This window comes from Ruegeria sp. O4, assembly GCF_056535125.1.
Map to the genome: position 1 here is coordinate 298428 of NZ_JBQERO010000002.1, position 18481 is coordinate 316908.

The 18481-nt window shown below is 53.9% G+C and carries 19 protein-coding genes; 11 read left to right on the forward strand and 8 right to left on the reverse strand.

The window, feature by feature from the left end; all coding sequences use genetic code 11:
- The first annotated feature begins 86 nt into the window (after positions 1–86).
- Positions 87–704 carry a GNAT family N-acetyltransferase gene (locus ACR0J7_RS05685; RefSeq protein WP_480473296.1) on the forward strand — a complete coding sequence of 206 codons (618 nt, stop codon included), beginning with the start codon at positions 87–89 and terminating at the stop codon, positions 702–704.
- Positions 705–981: 277 nt separating this feature from the next.
- Here ACR0J7_RS05685 and ACR0J7_RS05690 read toward each other — a convergent pair whose 3' ends face one another.
- The 5 genes from ACR0J7_RS05690 to ACR0J7_RS05710 are packed head-to-tail and all read right to left on the reverse strand — an operon-like array spanning position 982 to position 5787.
- Positions 982–1740: an SDR family NAD(P)-dependent oxidoreductase gene (locus ACR0J7_RS05690; protein ID WP_170463241.1), complete on the reverse strand. Its 759-nt coding sequence runs from the start codon at positions 1738–1740 to the stop codon at positions 982–984.
- Between the two features lie 18 nt (positions 1741–1758).
- Entirely contained in the window at positions 1759–2580 is an 822-nt protein-coding gene (locus tag ACR0J7_RS05695) for an ABC transporter permease (RefSeq protein ID WP_171176822.1), read from the reverse strand.
- A 7-nt stretch (positions 2581–2587) separates the two neighbouring features.
- Positions 2588–3439 (reverse strand): ABC transporter permease, encoded by an 852-nt coding sequence (locus ACR0J7_RS05700; protein ID WP_171176820.1) that lies wholly within the window; start codon positions 3437–3439, stop codon positions 2588–2590.
- A 37-nt stretch (positions 3440–3476) separates the two neighbouring features.
- Positions 3477–4640, reverse strand: coding sequence for an ABC transporter substrate-binding protein (locus tag ACR0J7_RS05705; protein ID WP_480871404.1), 1164 nt, complete (start codon positions 4638–4640; stop codon positions 3477–3479).
- Positions 4641–4674: 34 nt separating this feature from the next.
- A complete protein-coding gene (locus ACR0J7_RS05710; protein ID WP_171176816.1) occupies positions 4675–5787 on the reverse strand; it encodes an ABC transporter ATP-binding protein in 1113 nt (370 codons plus the stop codon).
- 153 nt (positions 5788–5940) lie between these two features.
- On the opposite strand from ACR0J7_RS05710, the gene ACR0J7_RS05715 reads away from it, so the two are divergent.
- Both ACR0J7_RS05715 and ACR0J7_RS05720 read left to right on the forward strand, forming a co-directional pair.
- Positions 5941–6696 carry a helix-turn-helix transcriptional regulator gene (locus ACR0J7_RS05715; RefSeq protein ID WP_170463244.1) on the forward strand — a complete coding sequence of 252 codons (756 nt, stop codon included), beginning with the start codon at positions 5941–5943 and terminating at the stop codon, positions 6694–6696.
- A 236-nt stretch (positions 6697–6932) separates the two neighbouring features.
- Entirely contained in the window at positions 6933–7136 is a 204-nt protein-coding gene (locus tag ACR0J7_RS05720; protein WP_170666102.1) for a hypothetical protein, read from the forward strand.
- Between the two features lie 353 nt (positions 7137–7489).
- On the opposite strand, the gene ACR0J7_RS05725 is transcribed toward ACR0J7_RS05720, so the two are convergent.
- Both ACR0J7_RS05725 and ACR0J7_RS05730 read right to left on the reverse strand, forming a co-directional pair.
- Positions 7490–8785 (reverse strand): glycosyltransferase, encoded by a 1296-nt coding sequence (locus ACR0J7_RS05725; protein ID WP_170463330.1) that lies wholly within the window; start codon positions 8783–8785, stop codon positions 7490–7492.
- A gap of 7 nt (positions 8786–8792) precedes the next feature.
- Positions 8793–9896, reverse strand: a complete 1104-nt coding sequence (locus ACR0J7_RS05730; protein ID WP_170463245.1) for a GntR family transcriptional regulator — start codon at positions 9894–9896, stop codon at positions 8793–8795.
- On the opposite strand from ACR0J7_RS05730, the gene ACR0J7_RS05735 reads away from it, so the two are divergent.
- From ACR0J7_RS05735 to ACR0J7_RS05770, 8 genes are all read left to right on the forward strand, one after another.
- Positions 9895–10965 carry a polyamine ABC transporter substrate-binding protein gene (locus tag ACR0J7_RS05735; protein WP_170463246.1) on the forward strand — a complete coding sequence of 357 codons (1071 nt, stop codon included), beginning with the start codon at positions 9895–9897 and terminating at the stop codon, positions 10963–10965. The two genes, ACR0J7_RS05730 and ACR0J7_RS05735, sit on opposite strands and share 2 nt — an antisense overlap.
- A gap of 78 nt (positions 10966–11043) precedes the next feature.
- Entirely contained in the window at positions 11044–11898 is an 855-nt protein-coding gene (locus tag ACR0J7_RS05740) for an ABC transporter permease (RefSeq protein WP_170463247.1), read from the forward strand.
- A complete protein-coding gene (locus ACR0J7_RS05745) occupies positions 11898–12680 on the forward strand; it encodes an ABC transporter permease (RefSeq protein ID WP_170666106.1) in 783 nt (260 codons plus the stop codon). The genes ACR0J7_RS05740 and ACR0J7_RS05745 overlap by 1 nt, the downstream gene beginning before the upstream one ends.
- 44 nt (positions 12681–12724) lie before the next feature.
- Complete coding sequence (locus ACR0J7_RS05750; RefSeq protein WP_480484407.1) at positions 12725–13738, forward strand: ABC transporter ATP-binding protein; 1014 nt, start codon at positions 12725–12727, stop codon at positions 13736–13738.
- Positions 13739–13762: 24 nt separating this feature from the next.
- A complete protein-coding gene (locus ACR0J7_RS05755) occupies positions 13763–15049 on the forward strand; it encodes a glycosyltransferase (RefSeq protein ID WP_480508400.1) in 1287 nt (428 codons plus the stop codon).
- A complete protein-coding gene (locus ACR0J7_RS05760; RefSeq protein WP_170463251.1) occupies positions 15046–15411 on the forward strand; it encodes a cupin domain-containing protein in 366 nt (121 codons plus the stop codon). Before ACR0J7_RS05755 ends, ACR0J7_RS05760 begins: the two co-directional genes overlap by 4 nt.
- On the forward strand, positions 15408–15752 hold the full coding sequence (locus ACR0J7_RS05765) for a cupin domain-containing protein (protein ID WP_170463252.1): 345 nt from the start codon (positions 15408–15410) through the stop codon (positions 15750–15752). Before ACR0J7_RS05760 ends, ACR0J7_RS05765 begins: the two co-directional genes overlap by 4 nt.
- A gap of 34 nt (positions 15753–15786) precedes the next feature.
- Complete coding sequence (locus ACR0J7_RS05770; RefSeq protein ID WP_170463253.1) at positions 15787–17304, forward strand: aldehyde dehydrogenase family protein; 1518 nt, start codon at positions 15787–15789, stop codon at positions 17302–17304.
- A 194-nt stretch (positions 17305–17498) separates the two neighbouring features.
- Here the strand turns inward: ACR0J7_RS05770 and ACR0J7_RS05775 are convergent, their stop codons facing one another.
- Complete coding sequence (locus ACR0J7_RS05775; protein WP_480871402.1) at positions 17499–18131, reverse strand: tyrosine-type recombinase/integrase; 633 nt, start codon at positions 18129–18131, stop codon at positions 17499–17501.
- Positions 18132–18481: the final 350 nt, after the last annotated feature.

The following is an 18481-nucleotide window of genomic DNA, read 5'->3' on the forward strand; positions in this document are numbered from 1 at the left end:
GCCTGCTGGGAGCTCGACGTAGCCATCCATCGTTGCTTGAGCAGGACAATAAATTGCGCATTTGACAACAAGTATTTGCGGCCCACATGCTGAAACGTGAAAATCGAGGTGTAACGACCAAAGGTAATTTCATGTTTAGATCATCAACCCGAAGTGAAGCAGAAAGTTTGTTAAGCGGACTTGCTCTTGGATTTTCTGCGGACCCGTTCATGCGTTGGCTGTATCCTGAACCTGCCGATTTCCTTACCCACTTCCCGCGAGTAATGGATTTCTTTGGCGGGCGTGCATTTGAACAGGGTAGCGCGTTTCGGAACGATGATTTCACTGCTGGCGCACTTTGGCTTCCGCCAAGCATTCACCCTGACGAAGAACGGCTTGTCGCCTGTTTTGAGCAGACGGTCTCACCAGAAAAGCATGATGCGTTGTTCGAAACCTTCGGGCAGATGGACAATTATCATCCCGATGAGGATTGCTGGCATTTAGCATTTATTGCGGTCGATCCAATTCGCCAAGGAAAAGGATTGGGGTCCGCGTTGCTTGAATGCTGCCTCAAACGTTGTGATGAAGATGGAAGACCTGCTTACTTAGAGTCGACAAACCCTACAAATCTATCGCTGTATAAGCGCTATGGTTTCCAAGAGATGGGTCTAATCAAAGCCGACCAAGCCCCACCCCTGTTTCCGATGTTTCGAGCCGCCCAATAGCGGTAGATCAAACGGCTGCATTGTCTGCAATCTGTGAGTTCGGCAGTTTCAGGATATTTATGTCCGTAGCGAATGGCCGGTCTGGTGAAGCCGCACTGCGGCACCAGTGACTGCGATGAATGTCTCTTATGGGCCGCCTGCGTGAACCGTTATTGGCAGGGCAGGGACCCTTTCTGCATCGGCCCCGAGGTCCTTTGTGAGCCCAAAGCGGACTGAAATGTGCTCACCAAAAATGAAGTGCGGCGATAGACATTCTCTTGAGCGGTCTAACCCATCACTAAATGCATTCACCGCCATCGATAACCAAGGCTTGCCCCGTCATAAAAGCGGATTCATCTGAAGCTAAATAGACGATCCCATGGCCAATCTCTTCAACTGTCGCCCACCGACTCATAGGGATCGCCTGCTCGATGTAGCTTTCCAGTTTGGCACGGCCACCCATCTGCTTTTCGAAGCCTGCATTGAAGGGGGTGTCTACAAATCCTGGACAAAGGGCATTGAAACGGATTGCATGGACAGCGTAGTCGGCTGCCATCTGCCGGACCATCGCAACAGCTGCGTGCTTTGTAGTCGCATAGGCGATCATGCCCCGGTCGTATTGAACCCCAGAATTGGAGGCCGTGACGATCACGCTGCCTCCACCTTGTGATTTCATATGGGGGACGGCTGCGCGCGCGGCAATGAAGTGAGCGCGGACATTCAATGCCCAAGAAGCATCCATTCCATCTGGTTCCACTTCTTCCAGCGTTCCTTCGATCTGCAACCCAGCATGAGAGTGCAACACGTCAAGCCGACCGAAGTTTTTTACTGCTTCGTCTATGGCTTTGGTAAGGGCATCGTCATCGGTCACATCAAGCTGTATGGCAGATGCTTGATTCCCCTGCGCAACGATCGCGGCCACAGTGGCTTCAGCAAGTGTTGCATCGCGATCCGTTACCACAACATGCGCACCCTCTTGTGCCATTGCCATTGAACCCGCCCGACCAATTCCTGATCCCGCGCCCGTCACGAGCGCGACTTTACCTGCAAGCCGCATTTCACTTGGCTCCTTTATTTAACTATTCGATTTTGAGGCGCCTCGGCGCAAAAGCAGTTGCGCTGCAACGAGCAACAAGAGCGACGCGCCCATAACCATAGTGCCGATGGCATTGATCTCGGGCGTTACGCCGCGCCGGATGGATGAGAATATGTAGATAGGCAGGGTTGTTTCTGAGCCAGCTACGAAGAACGCTATGATGAAATCATCAAATGAGAAAGTGAAGCTGAGCAGGAAGCCCGCCAAAATTGCCGGTGCTATCAACGGCAGGGTCACCTGCCGAAAGGTGCCCCAGGGCGTCGCAAAGAGGTCAGCCGATGCTTCCATGAGGGCACGGTCCATACCCGATAGCCTTGCACGTACGATGATTATGACCAGCGCCATTGTGAACATGGTGTGTGCGGCGACAAGCGTGGGCATCCCCATGGAAAGTTGCGGGGGATTTGCTCCATCGGGCCATAGGCTCGCAAGAAGCGGGTTTAGCCAGCCAAATACGGTGACCAGGGCAATGAGTGTCGCGATACCGATGACGATACCTGGTATCATTATCGCAATATAAATCATCGCATCGAATAAAGTTCGGAGCCATCCCTTAACCCCTTGTAAAGCGATGGCCGCCATGGTTCCGAGTGTGGATGCGAGGCAAGCAGTTATGAATGCCGCAAGCAGACTGGTCTCGAGCGCGTCCATAACAAATGGGTTGTTGAGCGCTTTGCCATACCATCGGGTCGAGAACCCCATGAACTGGCTTGCGTGTCGTCCGGCATTAAAGCTGAAAAGCGCGATGATGCCGATTGGAATATAGAGAAAAAGGTAGACGCAAATCGCGTATAAGCGCATCGGACCCTCACATCAGCGAGACATCTTCGCGCTGGCCACCCAGGCGCGAGATGAATTTCATGTAAATTGAGACAGTGACAAGCATTACGACAACCAGCGTCATTGCGACCGCCGATCCGTACGCCCAGTTTCGAGACTGCAGGAACAGGTCCACCAGCGCATTTCCGACGAAAAACACTTTTCCGCCACCTAAGATCGCTGGGATCAGAAATTCGCCCATGAGTAGGATGAAGACCAGCATGCAGCCAGTTGCGATACCTGGTATTGACAGAGGAAGTGTTACCTGACGGAACGTACGCCACGGAGTAGAGCCGAGATCCGCTGAGGCTTCCAGAAGGCGTTTATCCAGTTTGTCCAAGCTTACAAAAATTGGGAAAACCATCAACGGTAGATACCCATAGACAATCCCCACAAGCACAGAGAACGGCGTATTTATCAGGCGGACATCATCGATGCCGATCGACTCTAGTAAAGCGGGCAAGCCACGCCCCCCAAGGATGAAAATCCATGCGTATGATCGGATCAGGATCGATGTCCAGAACGGCACGATCACCAGGATCAACAGCGAAGTTCTCCACTTTGGTGAACAACGCACCGCAAGAAAGTAGGCGAGCGGGTAGGCAATTACCAACGCAGCGATAGTCCCCAGAGGTGCAAGGATCAAAGTGTTCTTAAACGCCGTCCATCGCGCAGGAAGGTTGGCATATTGTTCCAAAGTGAACGCTGGAACATAGCCTCCGGCGGCACCCCGTTCGCCAAAGGAAAAGACGAAGACGACCAGTAGTGGAAGGGCAAGCATTACCAAAAGCCATATTCCTGCCGGTGCCAGCAACAGTGCTTTTCTGCCTCGTTCGGTCATATTGTCCTCGTCTTTTCCGATATTGCGGCCTTGCCGCTTAGGCCGACTTGAAGCGGGCGAGCAACTCGGCACGGTTTGGATCGGTTAGCGTAGCCGCCGCGCCAAACTCGAGCGCATTCAGAAGGTCAGCTGCCGGATAAAGGATCGGATCTTCCAGCAATTCCTTCGGCAGCAACGCATTGGTGCGAGCATCAGCCGATGGATAGCCATGAGCGAGGACTTCTTTCGCATTAACTTCCGGGTTCAGCAGGAAGTCGATCAAGGCATAAGCGGCATCCATATGGGGTGCGCCCTTAGGAATAGCGTAGTAGTCGGACCAGAGTTCACCGCCCTCGGCTCCCAGAACGTAGGCGATTTCAGGCATGTCGACATTCATCTGCTTGCCGTCACCTGTCCAGCACATCGTCATCCACGCGTCACCGTTACGCATCGGTGGCTGATAATCCGACGAGATTGCAAACAGATGCGGTTTAGCATCCAGCAACAATTTCTCGGCATCCGCCAGTTCCTTCTCATCGACCGAGTTGAAGGAGTAGCCGAAGTATTTCAGGGCATTACCGATGGTGGTGAGTTGGTAATCATGCACCATTGTCCGACCTGAGTAACCTTCCATAGTAAGGTCCCAGAACTCTTTCCAAGTGGTTGGAGTCGGAGCGCCGTCAAGCTTACTAGTATTCACTGCAAAGCCGGTCGTGCCCCAGTTTTTCGGCACCGCGTAAAGCTGGCCATCGACAGAGCCGGCATCTGAAAAGCGCTGTTCGAATGAACCTGCGTCGTAGTTTGGCAGTTTGGACGTATCGAGCGGGATGATCAGATCTTCGCCCACATACGTAGTGATCGTGTAATTGGTTGGAACGAACACGTCCCAGCCAGACCCTCCGGCTTGCAGTTTTGCCAACATCTCTTCGTTCGAGCCAAAAACATTGACCTGAACGTGGGCGCCAGTGGCTTCCGTGAAGGCTTCGAAGTTCATCTCGTCATGGTAGTTCGGCCACGTGGCGAGGATCACTCGGTCGCCAATGTCTCCGGCAGCAAATGCCGGGCGTGGACGCAACCCAAGCATAGCCGTGCCCAGAACGGCCGTTGCCATCCCAAGACCTGTCACGCCCAAAAAATGTCGCCGTGTGACCGAACCCTTTTGGTACCGGCGAAGCTCTTCCATGAACTTTTGCTTGGAAATAGTCCCATTATCCTTAGTCATTGTGAACCTCTCTGTTGTTGGATTGCGGGATCTGTTAATTTTCCAGGATCAGCAGTGCGCCTTCGCCCCATGAAACAAAGGCCTGTTCTCCTGCATTGAACGTCCCCTCGTTCAATTCCGCTTGCCTTGGCACAAGTACGTGGAAATCACCCAGTGCTTCGTTGCGCGCAAGGTATTCTGTGTGCTCCCCAAGGAAGATCCGATTTTGAATGGTAACTGGCAAAGCAATTTCAGCTGCGGGCAGCGCGCGGGTCAGCGTGATCTGTTCAGGACGGATACTGACGCAAACTTCCTGCCCTGCATCTATTGGAATCTCCGGAGTTCCGTGCACCTTTTGGCCACTCGCTAAACGCACAGTGATTTGGTCGGCTACTGCGTCAGTTACAGTTGCATCAAAGAAATTTGAGGTGCCTACAAATCCAGCCACGTAGCGGCTGCGGGGCATGTCATAGAGTTCGCGTGGGCTGCCAACCTGCACAATACTGCCGCCTTCCATCACACAAATTCGGTCGGACATTGAAAGCGCTTCTTCTTGGTCGTGCGTGACGAGGACAAAAGTTATTCCCAGTTGTCGTTGCAGGTTCTGCAGTTCAAACTGCATTTCTTTTCGAAGCTTTCGATCCAGAGCAGCCATTGGTTCATCAAGCAGCAAAAGCTTGGGCTCGTTTACGATCGCACGCGCCAAAGCGACGCGTTGCTGCTGACCACCAGACATCTCCCAGATGCGACGTGGGCCAAACCCACCAAGACGGACAGTTTCCAGCGCTTGCTCAACCTTTGTCGCGATTGTTTGTTTGTCTACGCGTGGTCGTCGTTGGCGCAGGCCGTACGCGATGTTGTCGAACACGCTTAGGTGAGGAAAAAGAGCGTAGTGCTGAAACACCATGTTGACTGGGCGATGGTGCGCATCCAAGTCGTTGACGACTTCGCCATCGAGCAACACCTGACCTTCGGTTGGTTTCTCGAAACCCGCCAGCATCCTAAGTGCAGTGGTTTTGCCGCAACCAGATGGGCCTAAGAACGACAGGAACTCTCCTTTCCCAATGGAAAGATTCAGGTCTTTGGCGGCGACCACATTCCCGAAGGTCTTGGTCACTCCTCTGAGTTCCGCAATCGTCTGCATGGTGACGCTCATGTCAAAGCTCATATACTGCTGTTTTCCTTTTGCTTGATTTTTTGGCATTTGCTGGCATACCACTCAAACAAGGAAAAAGTAACAATAACTCGGATTAACTGTATATACCACAATTGGGGTATAGAGGTGCTTTTCGAAAATCTGGAGCGGCGTGTGTACGATTGGATGGAAGAGGCCGGCAGGGTCGTAGAGAAGATCGGAACCCCAGAATTTCCATGTGCTTTGGCAGATGGCTTACGGCAGGTCGCACCATTTGATTTTACGGTGGTGTTTGGCCATGTCGGAACCGAAGCACCAATAGACCTTCACGACGATTTTCCCAAAAGCAAACGGCGTATTTTTGTTGAGGATTACCAAGCAGGGCCCTACGTACTTGATCCATTTTTTTTGGCCGCGACAAAACCGATAACACCGGGTCTGTACCGCATGCGCGATATCGCACCGGACAGGTTCTATCAGGGCGAATACTATCGCAGCTATTACAAAAGGACTGGGTTAGCAGAGGAGATTGGCTACTTTATCGATATCCCAAGCACTGGGATGGTTGTGGTCTCGCTCATGCGATCAGCGAAGCCTTTTTCAGCCAAGGAAATTCGTCATTTGCACGCTCTATGGCCGCTCGTTCGGGCAGCCTGTTGCAAACATTGGAGTGACTTTCCAACGATGGCCCGCGGCGCCGCAGCGAATGGCGTTAGTCGTCGCGTTGATCTAGCATTCCAGGCATTTGGCGATGGCGTTCTGACGCCACGAGAACGAGAAGTCGTTGAGTTCACATTGAAGGGCCATTCGGCAGAAGCTGTTGGCACAATTCTCGGCATCTCTCCAGGCACAGTCCGCATCCACAGACGCAACATTTACGCGAAACTTAGGATCAACTCGCAGGGTGAGCTTTTTTCAAAGTTCATTGAAAAGGCTCTTTAAAAGGTTCCTTGAACACCCACTTTATCCGTTTTGCCGACCTTGCTACCTTGTGACCCGGAAAGCACCAAACATTTGGACGGCACTGTCTGATAGCCAAGGAACCCAAAGTGAGAGGATTGGGACGCCCGGGACCCGTGTCGGGCTAAATTAATACCCGAAAACGCTTTCGGGCCATTGTCTATCTAACCGGATCAGCCGTTTTAAAAATGGCGTCAAGATTCGAAAGGCAAAATTTCATGGACGCACCAGTTATCCAGTTGATTTTTATGTTCATCTTGCTGGTTGTCGTGATCTGGCTTTATATCCTGCCGATCACGATGGCGGGACGGCGCAACCGATCTAGTTTTATCTGGTTCCTGATCGGTTTGGTTGGATCACCCCTTTTGGCTATCCTTTTGCTGCTGGCTCTGGGTGACGCACCCGAGCAACCAACAACCTAATTTTGCGGACGATACCGTCTGACACCCAAAAGGGCTTAACCGGAGGGTATCTAGACGCTCGTGAGCCATAAAGGACTGCTCAGCATGCAATGAGGGTGCCAATTGAGACCCTATACTTCCGAAAGTGAAGACTACTAGTCCTTCTCACTCTCCACAACCGTGTACTGTAAACCCAAGGATGGCCGATTTGTTTGGAGAACCATAGACCGCTTTGCCCGTATTGCTGCCGCTCGCGACATTTCAGCGAGCGTCTGTCTCGAGCCCAAACCGACACTTTAGGTTCAGTGATTTAGAGGTCATTGCGATGCACCCTTCCATCCTTCATGACAAAACGGATGACCGACGGGAATAACCTAGATTCGGTTAGGATTTACACAATCCAGAATTTTCTGAGCAGCTAACTGAACCGACTTTCTCAACTGCATGATCTCTGAGTTCGCAGCCAGCCGGGCCTTCATCTCCGCGTCCCCAAGGAGTTGGTTAATCGAATTATCCAACTGCTCCGGTGTCCAATCCCATCGATTTACCCTGAGTCCGACACTGGTCTCAACTGCCCGCTGGGCGTTATCGTGTCCGTCCCAGCAATAGGGAAGGATCAGCGACGGGACCCCGAAATACAGCGCTTCGCAAAAGCTGTTGTTGCCGCCGTGGTGAATAAACAGATCGCATTGTTCAACCACGGAAGGCTGCGGGAACCATTCCTGCAGATGAACATTGTCTGGGACTCTGGAATAGGCGTCGATTTGGGCCCCGACATTGACCAGAAACCTCATGTCCATTGTCTTGAATACGTCGAACAGGCTCTCAAAGAATGGGACATCCATGGCACCCAGACTGCCAAAACTCACGTACACCAGAGGCCCGTCGTTACGGGGCATTTGAGGTACACGGTAAGGACCTTCCTGGCGAACGCAGCCTTCGAGAAAGGTGAATTGTCCAGAGTCCAGTACCTGATCACGATCATGGCGAATGATAGATGGCGCTAAAAGAAGGTTTTGATGCGGTGATGTTTCTAGGAACTCACCTTCAGGCAATAGCTCAAGCCCCTTATCCAGGCGAAATTTGTTGTAGCGAGCATGAATTGGGCCAAGGGTCTCCAGGTACTGGTCTCGGAATGCCGCACACCCGGCGGCGTCAGATGCCGGCAGACCGGACAGGTACGGCGGTAGGCAGTTGTCTGGCAACTCGGTTTCCGCGCAAGAAATAACCCTGACCCATGGGCGCTCGGATCGTACGATGGCCGGGAACATGATGACGTTGTCGAGGACGACGACATCTGGGTTGGTCCGCTCTAGCGCCGTTTCCAACCCCTGTTCGACCGATTCCGCTGTCTCGACGATTGCGTTCCAAACGGGCTCTACATAGGTGGTCAGTTGGTCAGTTGGATGCATGTTAAAATGCGGCAGATGATGGCTCAGGAATTCCTGCCAGTAGGTCTGGGTTTCCTCTTCTGTCAACTCTGATTGAACAGGGACGGCGAACTCGTCAAAACCGTAATCTGCGAATACGCCACCAAAGCCACCGTGGGTCAGGAAAACGGGGTGTGCACCCATTGCGCGAAGTTCCTGAGCGATCCCCACACAATTCAGTGCAGCCCCAAAACTAGCTTCGGGGAAAAACGCGATTACGGGTGCTTCCTTGCGGTTCATCATTCACTCACCGGATTGACCCGCAGGTTGCTTGGACTAGCGCCGGAGCACCACGATTGGCGACGCTGGGCCTTTGGTGCATTGAAAGCCGCAAGTGCACCCTCATCTGATCCGCCGCAAGATCGAAATGATCTTGTTCGATGAAATCAAGTATACGCAGATGTTCATCGAGCGCCTGCCTCATCCGAAAGTCGATCATACCGAATGATCCGCCCGGCAGGTGGCGCAACCCATGATGGGCCATGAGAGCAGAAGCTAGATACTGGTTTCCGGACGATCGAGCGATGAGCTTGTGAAAGGCAAGATCCGCGTCTTGAAAATCCTGGCTATTGAAAGAGTTTTCCGACTGCGCCAGAAGCGCTTCGGTCTGGCTGCGGACCAGATCGGCGCGCTTGGTGTCCAACTTGAAACCGTCGGACAGAATGGCCTGCGGTTCCAGTATCAGACGAAATTCGTAGCTCTCTATTCGTCCGGAGCGGTCTCCCGGCATGCGCGTGAAAACCCAGGATTGACCTTCGGCTTTCTGAATCACGCCTTGGGCCAGGAGGGCTTCGAGCGCACGCTGTGCAGCGCTGCGGGAAACCGAATATCTGCGGATCAGGTCTGTGACATTGATGGCACCGTCCAGGCGTCGGGCGCCGCGATCTCGTAGGATGGCACCAGCGAGATCCACACCTGCTCCGACCGCATGCTGGTTGAGTATCGAATGCCCCTTTTCGGGTTCGCATTCTAGGACAAACCCGCCTTCTGCCGCTTTGCGTGCCATCCCCTCCTTTTCCAGCAGCCTCAATGCGGATCTAACCGGAGTGCGAGAGACGCTGCACGAATCAGCAAGGGTTTTTTCCACCAGTCTGTCGCCCTGATGCAAATCGAGATCCATCGCAACATCCAGTATTTTTTGAGCAAGTTTCAAGTATTTGCTTGGTGGCATAAGAAGACGGCTTTCGTCATACCTAGTTAATATACAATAAAAACGGTATCTTAAATGGCTTCTCCGGGCCATACAAAAATGATTCAAAAAAATGTTGAGTTTTATTTCGTCAAAAAATACCGTGATTGCATCATATATCTCGCCCCAGAAGCGAGCGCGGATGTCAAGGGAGGAAGACATGACCAACAAGTTCACCAATTCGTTCCGTTTGCCATTTGCTTGGCTCACCACCGGGGCGGCCTGCGCACTCAGCTTATTCGCCGGAGCGGCCCAAGCAGAAAAAATCGTGATCTCGAACTGGGACGGCTACATGCCGCCGGACCTGCTGGAGAATTTCACCAAGGAAACAGGTATCGAGGCCGAGCTCTCGGTGCATGGCACTAACGAAGAAATCATGGGCAAGGTCGTAGCCGGTGGAGGCAAGGGCTACGACGTTCTTTTCGTCTCGTCGCCTTTTGCCGAGGCGTTAAACAACCTGGGGCTGGTGGCTGCAATCGACCACGACAAGGTTCCGAATGCCTCTAACCTGTATGACGAAGCTAAAGAACTAGCCCATGATCCGGGCAACAACTATTCAATGCCATACGCTTGGGGCACGACGGGCTTATGCTACCGGTCTGACCTGATGGCAGAGCCAACTTCGTGGAACGATCTGCTCAAACCCTCTGAAGACCTTAAAGGCAAAGTGACAATGCTCTCGACGGATCGCTGGCTGATGGGGGCTGCTGCGCTAGCCCTCGGAAAGTCGCTTAACGATACGTCGGATGAGACGTTGGCGGCTGCAAAGGACCTGCTGGTTGCGGCGAAGCAGGATCTGCTGGCCTACGATGACGCAACTTTTTATCTGAAGTTGGTATCGGGCGAGGCAACGATGGTTCACGCCTGGGATGGCTGGTGCAACTACGGCATCGGTGAAAACGCGGACATCAAGTACACGATACCATCAGAAGGATCGGATCTGTGGGTAGATGCGCTAGTCATCGCGGATGCATCTGAAAACAAAGATGCGGCGCATGCCTTTGTGAACTATGTCTTGGGCGCGGACGTCGGTGTCTGGGTTGCCAGCAATATCCTTTACAAAACGCCGAACAAGGCTGCGATGGAGGCGCTGGACCCGTCCTTGATCGAAACCTTCCCGAACATGGGAATGTCGCCTGCAGACCTTACCAAGTACGAGCAGTTGCGCGATCTCGGCAATGGCCAGAAACCCTTTGCACGGACCGTGACCGAAATCATGGCCGCACAGTAAGTGATCAAACCCTGAGCAAAACCCGACCCGAACAAAGGGTCGGGCCTGTACGACATCACTCCACAGATTGCCAAGTATATGACCAATCGACTGAAATCGGTGATCTTGCTGGGGCCGGGCCTGGGCTGGCTTGCGCTTCTTATGGTGGTGCCGTGTGGCCTTATTTTTACCTATGCGTTCTTTGAACGCGGTATCTATGGCGGCATCGACCACGTCTTTACGTTTGAAAATTTTGTGCGGGCCGCCGATCCTCTTTACCTCGGGATCTTCTTACGCTCGGCCAAGATCGCGTTTCTGGCCACGATAATCGCGATCCTGATCGCCTATCCGGCGGCCTATGCCATCACGCTGGCGCCGCGCCGTTGGCAGACCGGTTTGCTGATCTTGGTGATCTTGCCGTTCTGGTCCAACTACCTAATCCGCACTTACGCCTGGATCGTGATGCTTAACCGCGAGGGCTTGATCAATAATACTCTCCAGGGGGCAGGCTTGATCGATGAGCCGCTGTCTCTGCTTTATAACAATTTCGCGGTGATCGTTGGGCTTGTCTACAACTACACCCCCTTTGTGGTTCTGGCGATCTATTCGTCGCTGAACCGCATAAATGTCGAAACCATAGAAGCCTCGGAAGATCTTGGAGCGCCCGCTTGGACCACTTTCTACCGGGTGATACTGCCACAGACCGTTCCCGGGATTGCGGCAGGTGGTGTCTTTGTTTTTGTATTGTCGATCGGCAATTTCATTACGCCCGATTTGCTTGGCGGCGGGCGACTTCAGATGGTTGGAAACCTGATCTATGACCAGTTCCTGAGCGCCCGCGACTGGCCATTCGGAGCAACGCTGTCGATGTTCCTGATTGCGATTATGATGGGGCTTTTGTTCGCACAGGCGGTATTGGCCAATCGCGCAGCGGGACAGAGAGGGCAGGACTGATGCGGGACCGATCCAACATGGGCCTGAAGCTGCACCTGGTTTTGTTTTACACCTTTCTCTATGTGCCGATCCTTGTGCTCATGGCGTTAAGCTTTAACCGGGCCGGACTTCCAACTGTATGGACCGGGTTTTCGTTGGAATGGTACGGCAAGTTGTTTACCGCGGATCCAATACTGTCGGCGGCGCGCAACACGCTAATCGTGGCCTTAATCTCGACCGTTCTGGCGACAATAATCGGCACGCTTTTGGCGGTCGGTGTCGAGACACGGCGTAATTCTTCAGTTCTAGACGCGGTTCTGTTCGCACCGATGATCATCCCCGACATAGTTCTGGCCATCGCGCTCTTGTCCTTTTTCACCCTACTCAACATGACGTTGGGGCTTCATTCGATCATCCTCAGCCATGTCGTATTTAACATAGCCTTTGTTGTCGCCGTGGTGCGTACGCGGATGCGCAATTTCGACCATTCGATACTTGAGGCCAGTGCCGATCTTGGGGCCAGCGAATTCACCACCTTTCGCCGCATCCTGCTGCCCGCCATCGCGCCGGGGGTTATCGCCGGGGCGCTGTTGTCTTTCACCCTGTCTGTGGACGAATTCATTATTGCCTTCTTTACCGCCGGTGCTGGGCAATCCTCGACCACGTTGCCGATGCAGATTTACGCAATGATCCGATTTGGCGTCACGCCGGAAATCAATGCGATGGCTACCATCGTCATGTTCGTTTCATTCACGCTGGTCTTCTTCGCACAGCGTACCGACAAAGAGGTTTTCAGCCGATGAACCAAGGGGTTCAACTCAGGAATATAACCAAGCGATACGGTTTGGTGACCGCGATCGACAATGTTTCACTGGATATTCGCGATAACGAGTTCTTTGCACTTTTGGGCCCATCGGGCTGCGGCAAGACCACACTATTGCGGACGCTGGCGGGATTCGAAACGCCACAGGAAGGACAGGTAATCGTTGCCGGGCAGAACGTGACAAACATACGTCCCAGCAGGCGGCCCCTGAACCTGATGTTCCAATCCTATGCCTTGTTTCCGCACATGAGCGTCGAAAAAAACATCGCCTATGGGTTAGAAATGGAGAAATTGCCTAAGGACGAAATTGCCACGAGAGTGGCCGAGGTTCTGGAAAGTGCGAAACTTTCGGGATTTGCCGGGCGCAAGCCGGATCAGCTTTCTGGTGGGCAGCGACAGCGGGTTGCTTTGGCGCGCGCGCTGGTCAAAAGGCCAAAAGTCCTGTTGCTGGATGAGCCCCTTTCAGCTCTGGACAAGAAACTACGAGAAGAGATGCAGCTGGAGCTCAAACGGTTGCAACACGAGGTGGGGATTACATTTCTAATTGTGACCCATGACCAGGAAGAGGCCTTGGTCATGGCCGACCGGATCGCGGTCTTGCATGATGGTAAGCTGGCGCAGGTCGGTACTCCTCACGAGCTCTACGAACACCCCGGATCGCGCTTTGTTGCAGATTTTATAGGCGTGATGAACTTTCTGGATGGTAACGCCGTCGACGGCGGTGTCGATGTCCACGGGGCGGGAATGCTGAGGGGCGTTTCCGAGCTGCGCGGTGCTGCCACGATTGCTGTGCGCCCGGAACGGGTCAGCCTGATGCAGACCGCCCCTCGAGATGGGCGCAACTGCCTTCCAGGCACTGTCGAAGAAGTCGCCTATCACGGATCAGACCTGGGTGTGCATGTGCGCGTTCGCGGTGGGAGGAGCACCCTTTCCGCCCGCGTTCCCGCCAGCCAAGCCGACCGTGAAAATATCCAGCCGGGTCAGGATGTCCACTGCGTATGGGACGCGAAACATTCCCGCATCCTTCCCAACTGCTAAGCCAAATCTAACCGGAGACCTACAATGTCACAGAAAACCATCGCCTTCTTCCCCGAAGCTGCCTTTGGCCCTGCGCTGAATTCGGTTGGCATCGCGCAGGCCTGCGAGAAACTGGGCCATAAGGCTGTATTTCTAAGCGATCCCGGCTTTGTCGAGGTATATGAAGGTTATGGGTTTGAGGCGCATCCTGTTGCCCTGTCCGAGCCGATGGAACCCGAGGCGATGGCAAAGTTCTGGGAGGATTTCATCAACGGTCACATCCCAAATTTTCGCAAAGCCCCGATTGACCAAATCGATAACTACGTCAAGGATTGCTGGGAGGCGATCGTCGACAGCGCAAAATGGGCGCAAAAAGATCTGCCCGAGGTATTGGCAAAAATCAAACCAGATATGATCTGCGTGGATAATGTCATTATGTTCCCAGCCATCAAGCAGTTCGGCGTACCGTGGGTGCGGATCATCTCATGTTCCGAAAACGAAATCCCGGACCCGATTGTGCCGCCGCACTTATCGGGCTGTCGGGTGGATGACCGCGAGGGCATGGAGGCCTATGAGGCAAAGCTCCACGATGTGATCAAGCCGATCCACGACGACTACAATGCGTTCCTAGCCAGATGCAACGAAGACCCCTATCCGATTGGAGAGTTTTTCGAAGCGTCGCCCACAATGAACCTTCTGCTTTATCCCGAGCCGGCAAAGTACGAACGGCAGAACCCACTGGACCCAAACCGGTTTCAGTATCTTGAAGGTTGCGTGCGCGAAGAAGAACCCTTTGAGGTGCCAACGTTTAAGTCCAACAATGACAAACCACTTCTCTATGTATCTTTCGGGTCGCTTGGCGCAGGCGACACCGACCTGCTAAAGAGGATCATTTCGACCATTTCCAGGTTGCCCTACCGGGCGCTCGTAAATGTCGGGGATTACATTGACGAATACACAGACATTCCCGACAACGTGCACATACAGAGCTGGTATCCCCAGCCTTCGGTAATTCCGCAGGTTGACGCGGTGATACATCATGGCGGTAACAACTCGTTCACAGAGTGCCTATATTTCGGCAAAACAGCAATCATTATGCCCTATGTCTGGGACGGCCACGATAACGCCACCCGTGTTCAGGAAACCGGCCACGGGTTCGGGTTTCACCGATACGACTGGACCGATGATGAATTGGCTATTGCCCTCGACAAATGTATCAACGATCCAGGAATGCAGGCGAAGATGGCGGCAACCTCTGCTCACATGCAGTCACGGCATGGCCCGACCAAGGCAGCTGGCATTCTCGACGAAATCCTGAAAGCCGCGGAATGAGCAGCGCCCCGCATCTTTCGGAAATCTCGACCCGCACCGACCTCACGGACTGGGGGCTACAGCCGGACATGATTGAAGGCCAGTCGCATTCATCGGGTATGCTGGTTCACAAGGGTCCTGACAACCGGCCGGAGATCGGCGCATGGGTCTGCACTCCAGGCCGCTGGCGCCTAACGATACCGCGTGACGAGTTCTGCTATTTTGTGCAGGGCCGCGCGGTCTATCGGTCGGATGCAGGCGAAAGCATCGAAGTTACGCCCGGAACGGCCGTACTATTCCTCGCCGGTTGGGTAGGGGAATGCACGGTCGAGGAAACATTGCGCAACACCTACTACCTAACGGATCGCGAACCTGAAACATGACCACGCCACGTATGCAAAACCCGCTCCAGCAGACTGATCTTGTCGATTGGGGGGTAATCCCGACGATGATTGAAGGGCAATCCCGCACCTCGGGAAAGCTGATCCACAAGGGGCCTGACGGCCAGTCCGAATGCGGCCTTTGGGTCTGCACTCCCGGTAAGTGGGAATGTCACGTCACCAAGGACGAGTTCTGCCACTTTCTGGAAGGCCGCTGTACCTATATCCATGAAAGCGGCGAGGTAATTGAGATTACGCCCGATACGGCGGCCTTTTTTCCGCAGGACTGGAAAGGCGTTTGCACTGTCCACGAGACGGTCAAGAAAGTGTACATGATCCGCTAACGGCGCAATGCCTGTCAAACAAGGGGGCTGCCCAATGCGTGACCCGTTCAAATCTACCTACTACCTCAACCCCAAGCATGTGCCATTGGAGGGTGGTGGGACCACTCTGGTCAACCCGTCTACCTTGCAGCCCGTCGGGGTTTTTGGTGAGCCGTCGCCGCAGATCGTGAACCAGGTCCTGGACCGGGTAAATGCGGCGCAAAGGAGGTGGTCCGCGATGGACTGCAAATCTCGCGCGCGGGTATTGCACCAGATCGCCAACGACATCGAAAGCGGCGACATGACTGAGATCGCCCGCTTGATGACATTGGAAACGGGCAAACCTTACCCTGAATCGATCGGCGAGATTGCGAACATCCCGCCGGTTTTCCGCTACTATGCCGAGATGGCGCGCAATGACGCGGGCAAGATTGCCGGCACGATGCAAACTGGATCTTTTCAGTATCAGACATACGAGCCCTACGGCGTGTCCGTGCATGTGGTTCCGTACAATTTCCCCCTCATTCTTGGCTGCTGGTCGATGGCCGCATCACTTGCGGCAGGTAACGGTGTAGTGTTGAAAGCCTCACCTGCAGGAACTTTGTGCACGATGGCGTTCATGGAGTTTTTTCGGGCGTTGCCCCAAGACCTGATTGCTTGCCTGCCGGGTGGTGCAGACGTGGGCAAACAGCTGATTGCCAGCCCCAAAACCCATGTGGTCGCATTTACAGGGTCCGTGCCGACAGGTCGTGCAGTCGCAGTGGCCGCAGCGGAGAACCTGAAACCCGCAGTGATCGAGGCTGGGGGAAGCGATCCACTGATCGTCAGTAAACACGCCGACATCGCGGTCGCTGCTGCCGGGGCGGTTACCGCTGCATTTTTGCAGTCGGGCCAGGTTTGCACATCGTCTGAACGGATTTTTGTAGTGGATGACGTGTACGACGATTTTGTCGATGAATTCGTGACCCGAACCCGGAAACTGCGCATCGGCGACGGAATGGGGGTGGCGGAAATCGGACCTTTGGCCTCCAAGGAGGCACGCGACAAGGTCGAGCGTCTGGTGCGCGATGCAACTGAGAAAGGCGCGGTGGTTGAGGTAGGAGGCGGTACCCCGGATCACGTCGGGCCGGGTTGGTTTTTCGAACCAACGATCCTGACCGGCGTGACGACGGACATGGCGCTAACTCAGGAAGAGGTTTTTGGGCCAGTCGCCTCGGTCATTCGGGTGAGCGACTTTGACCAAGCGCTTGAACTGGCAAACGCGTCACAATTCGGTCTTGGCGGATGCCTGTTTACCGGCGACTTGGACGAGGCATTTCAAGGGGTGAACAAGCTACAGGTGGGGATGGTCTGGGTCAACAACCCGCTCGTGGACAACGATGCCTTGCCTTTTGGCGGCGTCAAGAATTCTGGGCTTGGGCGTACGCTAGGCCTTCAAGGCCTCGAGGCTTTCAGACGACCCAAGATGGTCGTGATTGATCCGAAGGCGAAGGAGGCGGACTGGTGGTATCCATATCCCGACGACTGGTTCTATTCAGATGACGTACAGGGCGGGAGAAAGCACACCGGCTAGGGTGATGATCGGTGCGACCTGATCGACTCTACAACTGAAGATGAGCTAACGGCAGGATTGTCCGCAACCTGTGAGTTTGTGCAGCGCCAAAATTTGCACTTGCAGCGAATGACCGGAATGCGGGCGCGGTCGCAGTGTCTCGACCAACCGGTGAAAGGCAGCTATGGGCCGCCCGTGTAGGCGGCCCAGAGATGTTAGATTTCAATGGCTTCAGCAATGGCCAAAGCATCCTCAAGTTCAACACCAAGATATCTGACCGTACTGTCCATCTTTGTGTGCCCCAATAGAAGCTGAACGGCGCGAAGATTGCCAGTCTTCTTGTAGATCTGAGTGACTTTCGTGCGCCGCATCGAATGCGTGCCATATGCACTAGCTTCCAGTCCGATCGACGTGACCCAGTACCGAACAATCCGCGCATACTGTCGTGTCGATATGTGAAGTCGCTCATGAAAACGGCCTGGCCAAAGAAACTCTGATCCGACCATCAGTTCGTCTTCCATCCATTTCTCGACGGATGCGCGGGTGCCTTCCGATATCTCAAACCTGACTGGTTTCTGCGTCTTGCTCTGCAGCACTGAGGCGCGTTCCTTGATCTGGCCAGACGCCATCACATCCACAACTTTCATCTTCACAAGGTCGCACCCGCGAAGCTTGCTGTCGATTGCCATATTGAACAGAGCTAGATCACGATATTTCTCTGCCAATTCAAGCCGCACCCGGATTGCCCAGACATGCTTAGGTTTCAGTGGCCGCTTCTGACCGACGATGCGGCCCTTGTTCCAGGCTGGCCGAAGTGCGCGAATGGCAGGTAAGTTTGGTGTATCCATAACTGATCCTCCTTTCCGCCATTCCCGCCCACAACGACAACCCGACGTTGACGAAAGAGGATATCACAGGATGCCGCGTTGTCGCCGAGATCGGCTGCGAGTCCTACCTCCCAAATGCTGCAAAGTGAAACTCTTTTAGGTACGCCAAAATTAGACCTTGGTCACTGTGAGACGTGCTTATCATCGCAGATTTCACTGGGCGAAGTTACGAACATGTTGCGGGTAACAGCGTCACAGACGGAGTACATGCACCGAACACTGGACCTGTCCCGTTTTTGTGCCGCCCCAAGTGCTCGTTTAAGCCACTTTCCTTTCGAATGCGACGGGGCTTTTCCAGCCCAATGCTGAGT

What these genes read in the sequence shown, in the direction of transcription:
- ACR0J7_RS05685 (WP_480473296.1), top strand. Translation starts at nt 87, where the DNA reads ATGCTGAAACGTGAAAATCGAGGTGTAACGACCAAAGGTAATTTCATG.
- ACR0J7_RS05690 (WP_170463241.1), bottom strand. Translation starts at nt 1,740, where the DNA reads ATGCGGCTTGCAGGTAAAGTCGCGCTCGTGACGGGCGCGGGATCAGGA.
- ACR0J7_RS05695 (WP_171176822.1), bottom strand. Translation starts at nt 2,580, where the DNA reads ATGCGCTTATACGCGATTTGCGTCTACCTTTTTCTCTATATTCCAATC.
- ACR0J7_RS05700 (WP_171176820.1), bottom strand. Translation starts at nt 3,439, where the DNA reads ATGACCGAACGAGGCAGAAAAGCACTGTTGCTGGCACCGGCAGGAATA.
- ACR0J7_RS05705 (WP_480871404.1), bottom strand. Translation starts at nt 4,640, where the DNA reads ATGACTAAGGATAATGGGACTATTTCCAAGCAAAAGTTCATGGAAGAG.
- ACR0J7_RS05710 (WP_171176816.1), bottom strand. Translation starts at nt 5,787, where the DNA reads ATGAGCTTTGACATGAGCGTCACCATGCAGACGATTGCGGAACTCAGA.
- ACR0J7_RS05715 (WP_170463244.1), top strand. Translation starts at nt 5,941, where the DNA reads ATGGAAGAGGCCGGCAGGGTCGTAGAGAAGATCGGAACCCCAGAATTT.
- ACR0J7_RS05720 (WP_170666102.1), top strand. Translation starts at nt 6,933, where the DNA reads ATGGACGCACCAGTTATCCAGTTGATTTTTATGTTCATCTTGCTGGTT.
- ACR0J7_RS05725 (WP_170463330.1), bottom strand. Translation starts at nt 8,785, where the DNA reads ATGAACCGCAAGGAAGCACCCGTAATCGCGTTTTTCCCCGAAGCTAGT.
- ACR0J7_RS05735 (WP_170463246.1), top strand. Translation starts at nt 9,895, where the DNA reads ATGACCAACAAGTTCACCAATTCGTTCCGTTTGCCATTTGCTTGGCTC.
- ACR0J7_RS05730 (WP_170463245.1), bottom strand. Translation starts at nt 9,896, where the DNA reads ATGTCTTCCTCCCTTGACATCCGCGCTCGCTTCTGGGGCGAGATATAT.
- ACR0J7_RS05740 (WP_170463247.1), top strand. Translation starts at nt 11,044, where the DNA reads ATGACCAATCGACTGAAATCGGTGATCTTGCTGGGGCCGGGCCTGGGC.
- ACR0J7_RS05745 (WP_170666106.1), top strand. Translation starts at nt 11,898, where the DNA reads ATGCGGGACCGATCCAACATGGGCCTGAAGCTGCACCTGGTTTTGTTT.
- ACR0J7_RS05755 (WP_480508400.1), top strand. Translation starts at nt 13,763, where the DNA reads ATGTCACAGAAAACCATCGCCTTCTTCCCCGAAGCTGCCTTTGGCCCT.
- ACR0J7_RS05760 (WP_170463251.1), top strand. Translation starts at nt 15,046, where the DNA reads ATGAGCAGCGCCCCGCATCTTTCGGAAATCTCGACCCGCACCGACCTC.
- ACR0J7_RS05765 (WP_170463252.1), top strand. Translation starts at nt 15,408, where the DNA reads ATGACCACGCCACGTATGCAAAACCCGCTCCAGCAGACTGATCTTGTC.
- ACR0J7_RS05770 (WP_170463253.1), top strand. Translation starts at nt 15,787, where the DNA reads ATGCGTGACCCGTTCAAATCTACCTACTACCTCAACCCCAAGCATGTG.
- ACR0J7_RS05775 (WP_480871402.1), bottom strand. Translation starts at nt 18,131, where the DNA reads ATGGATACACCAAACTTACCTGCCATTCGCGCACTTCGGCCAGCCTGG.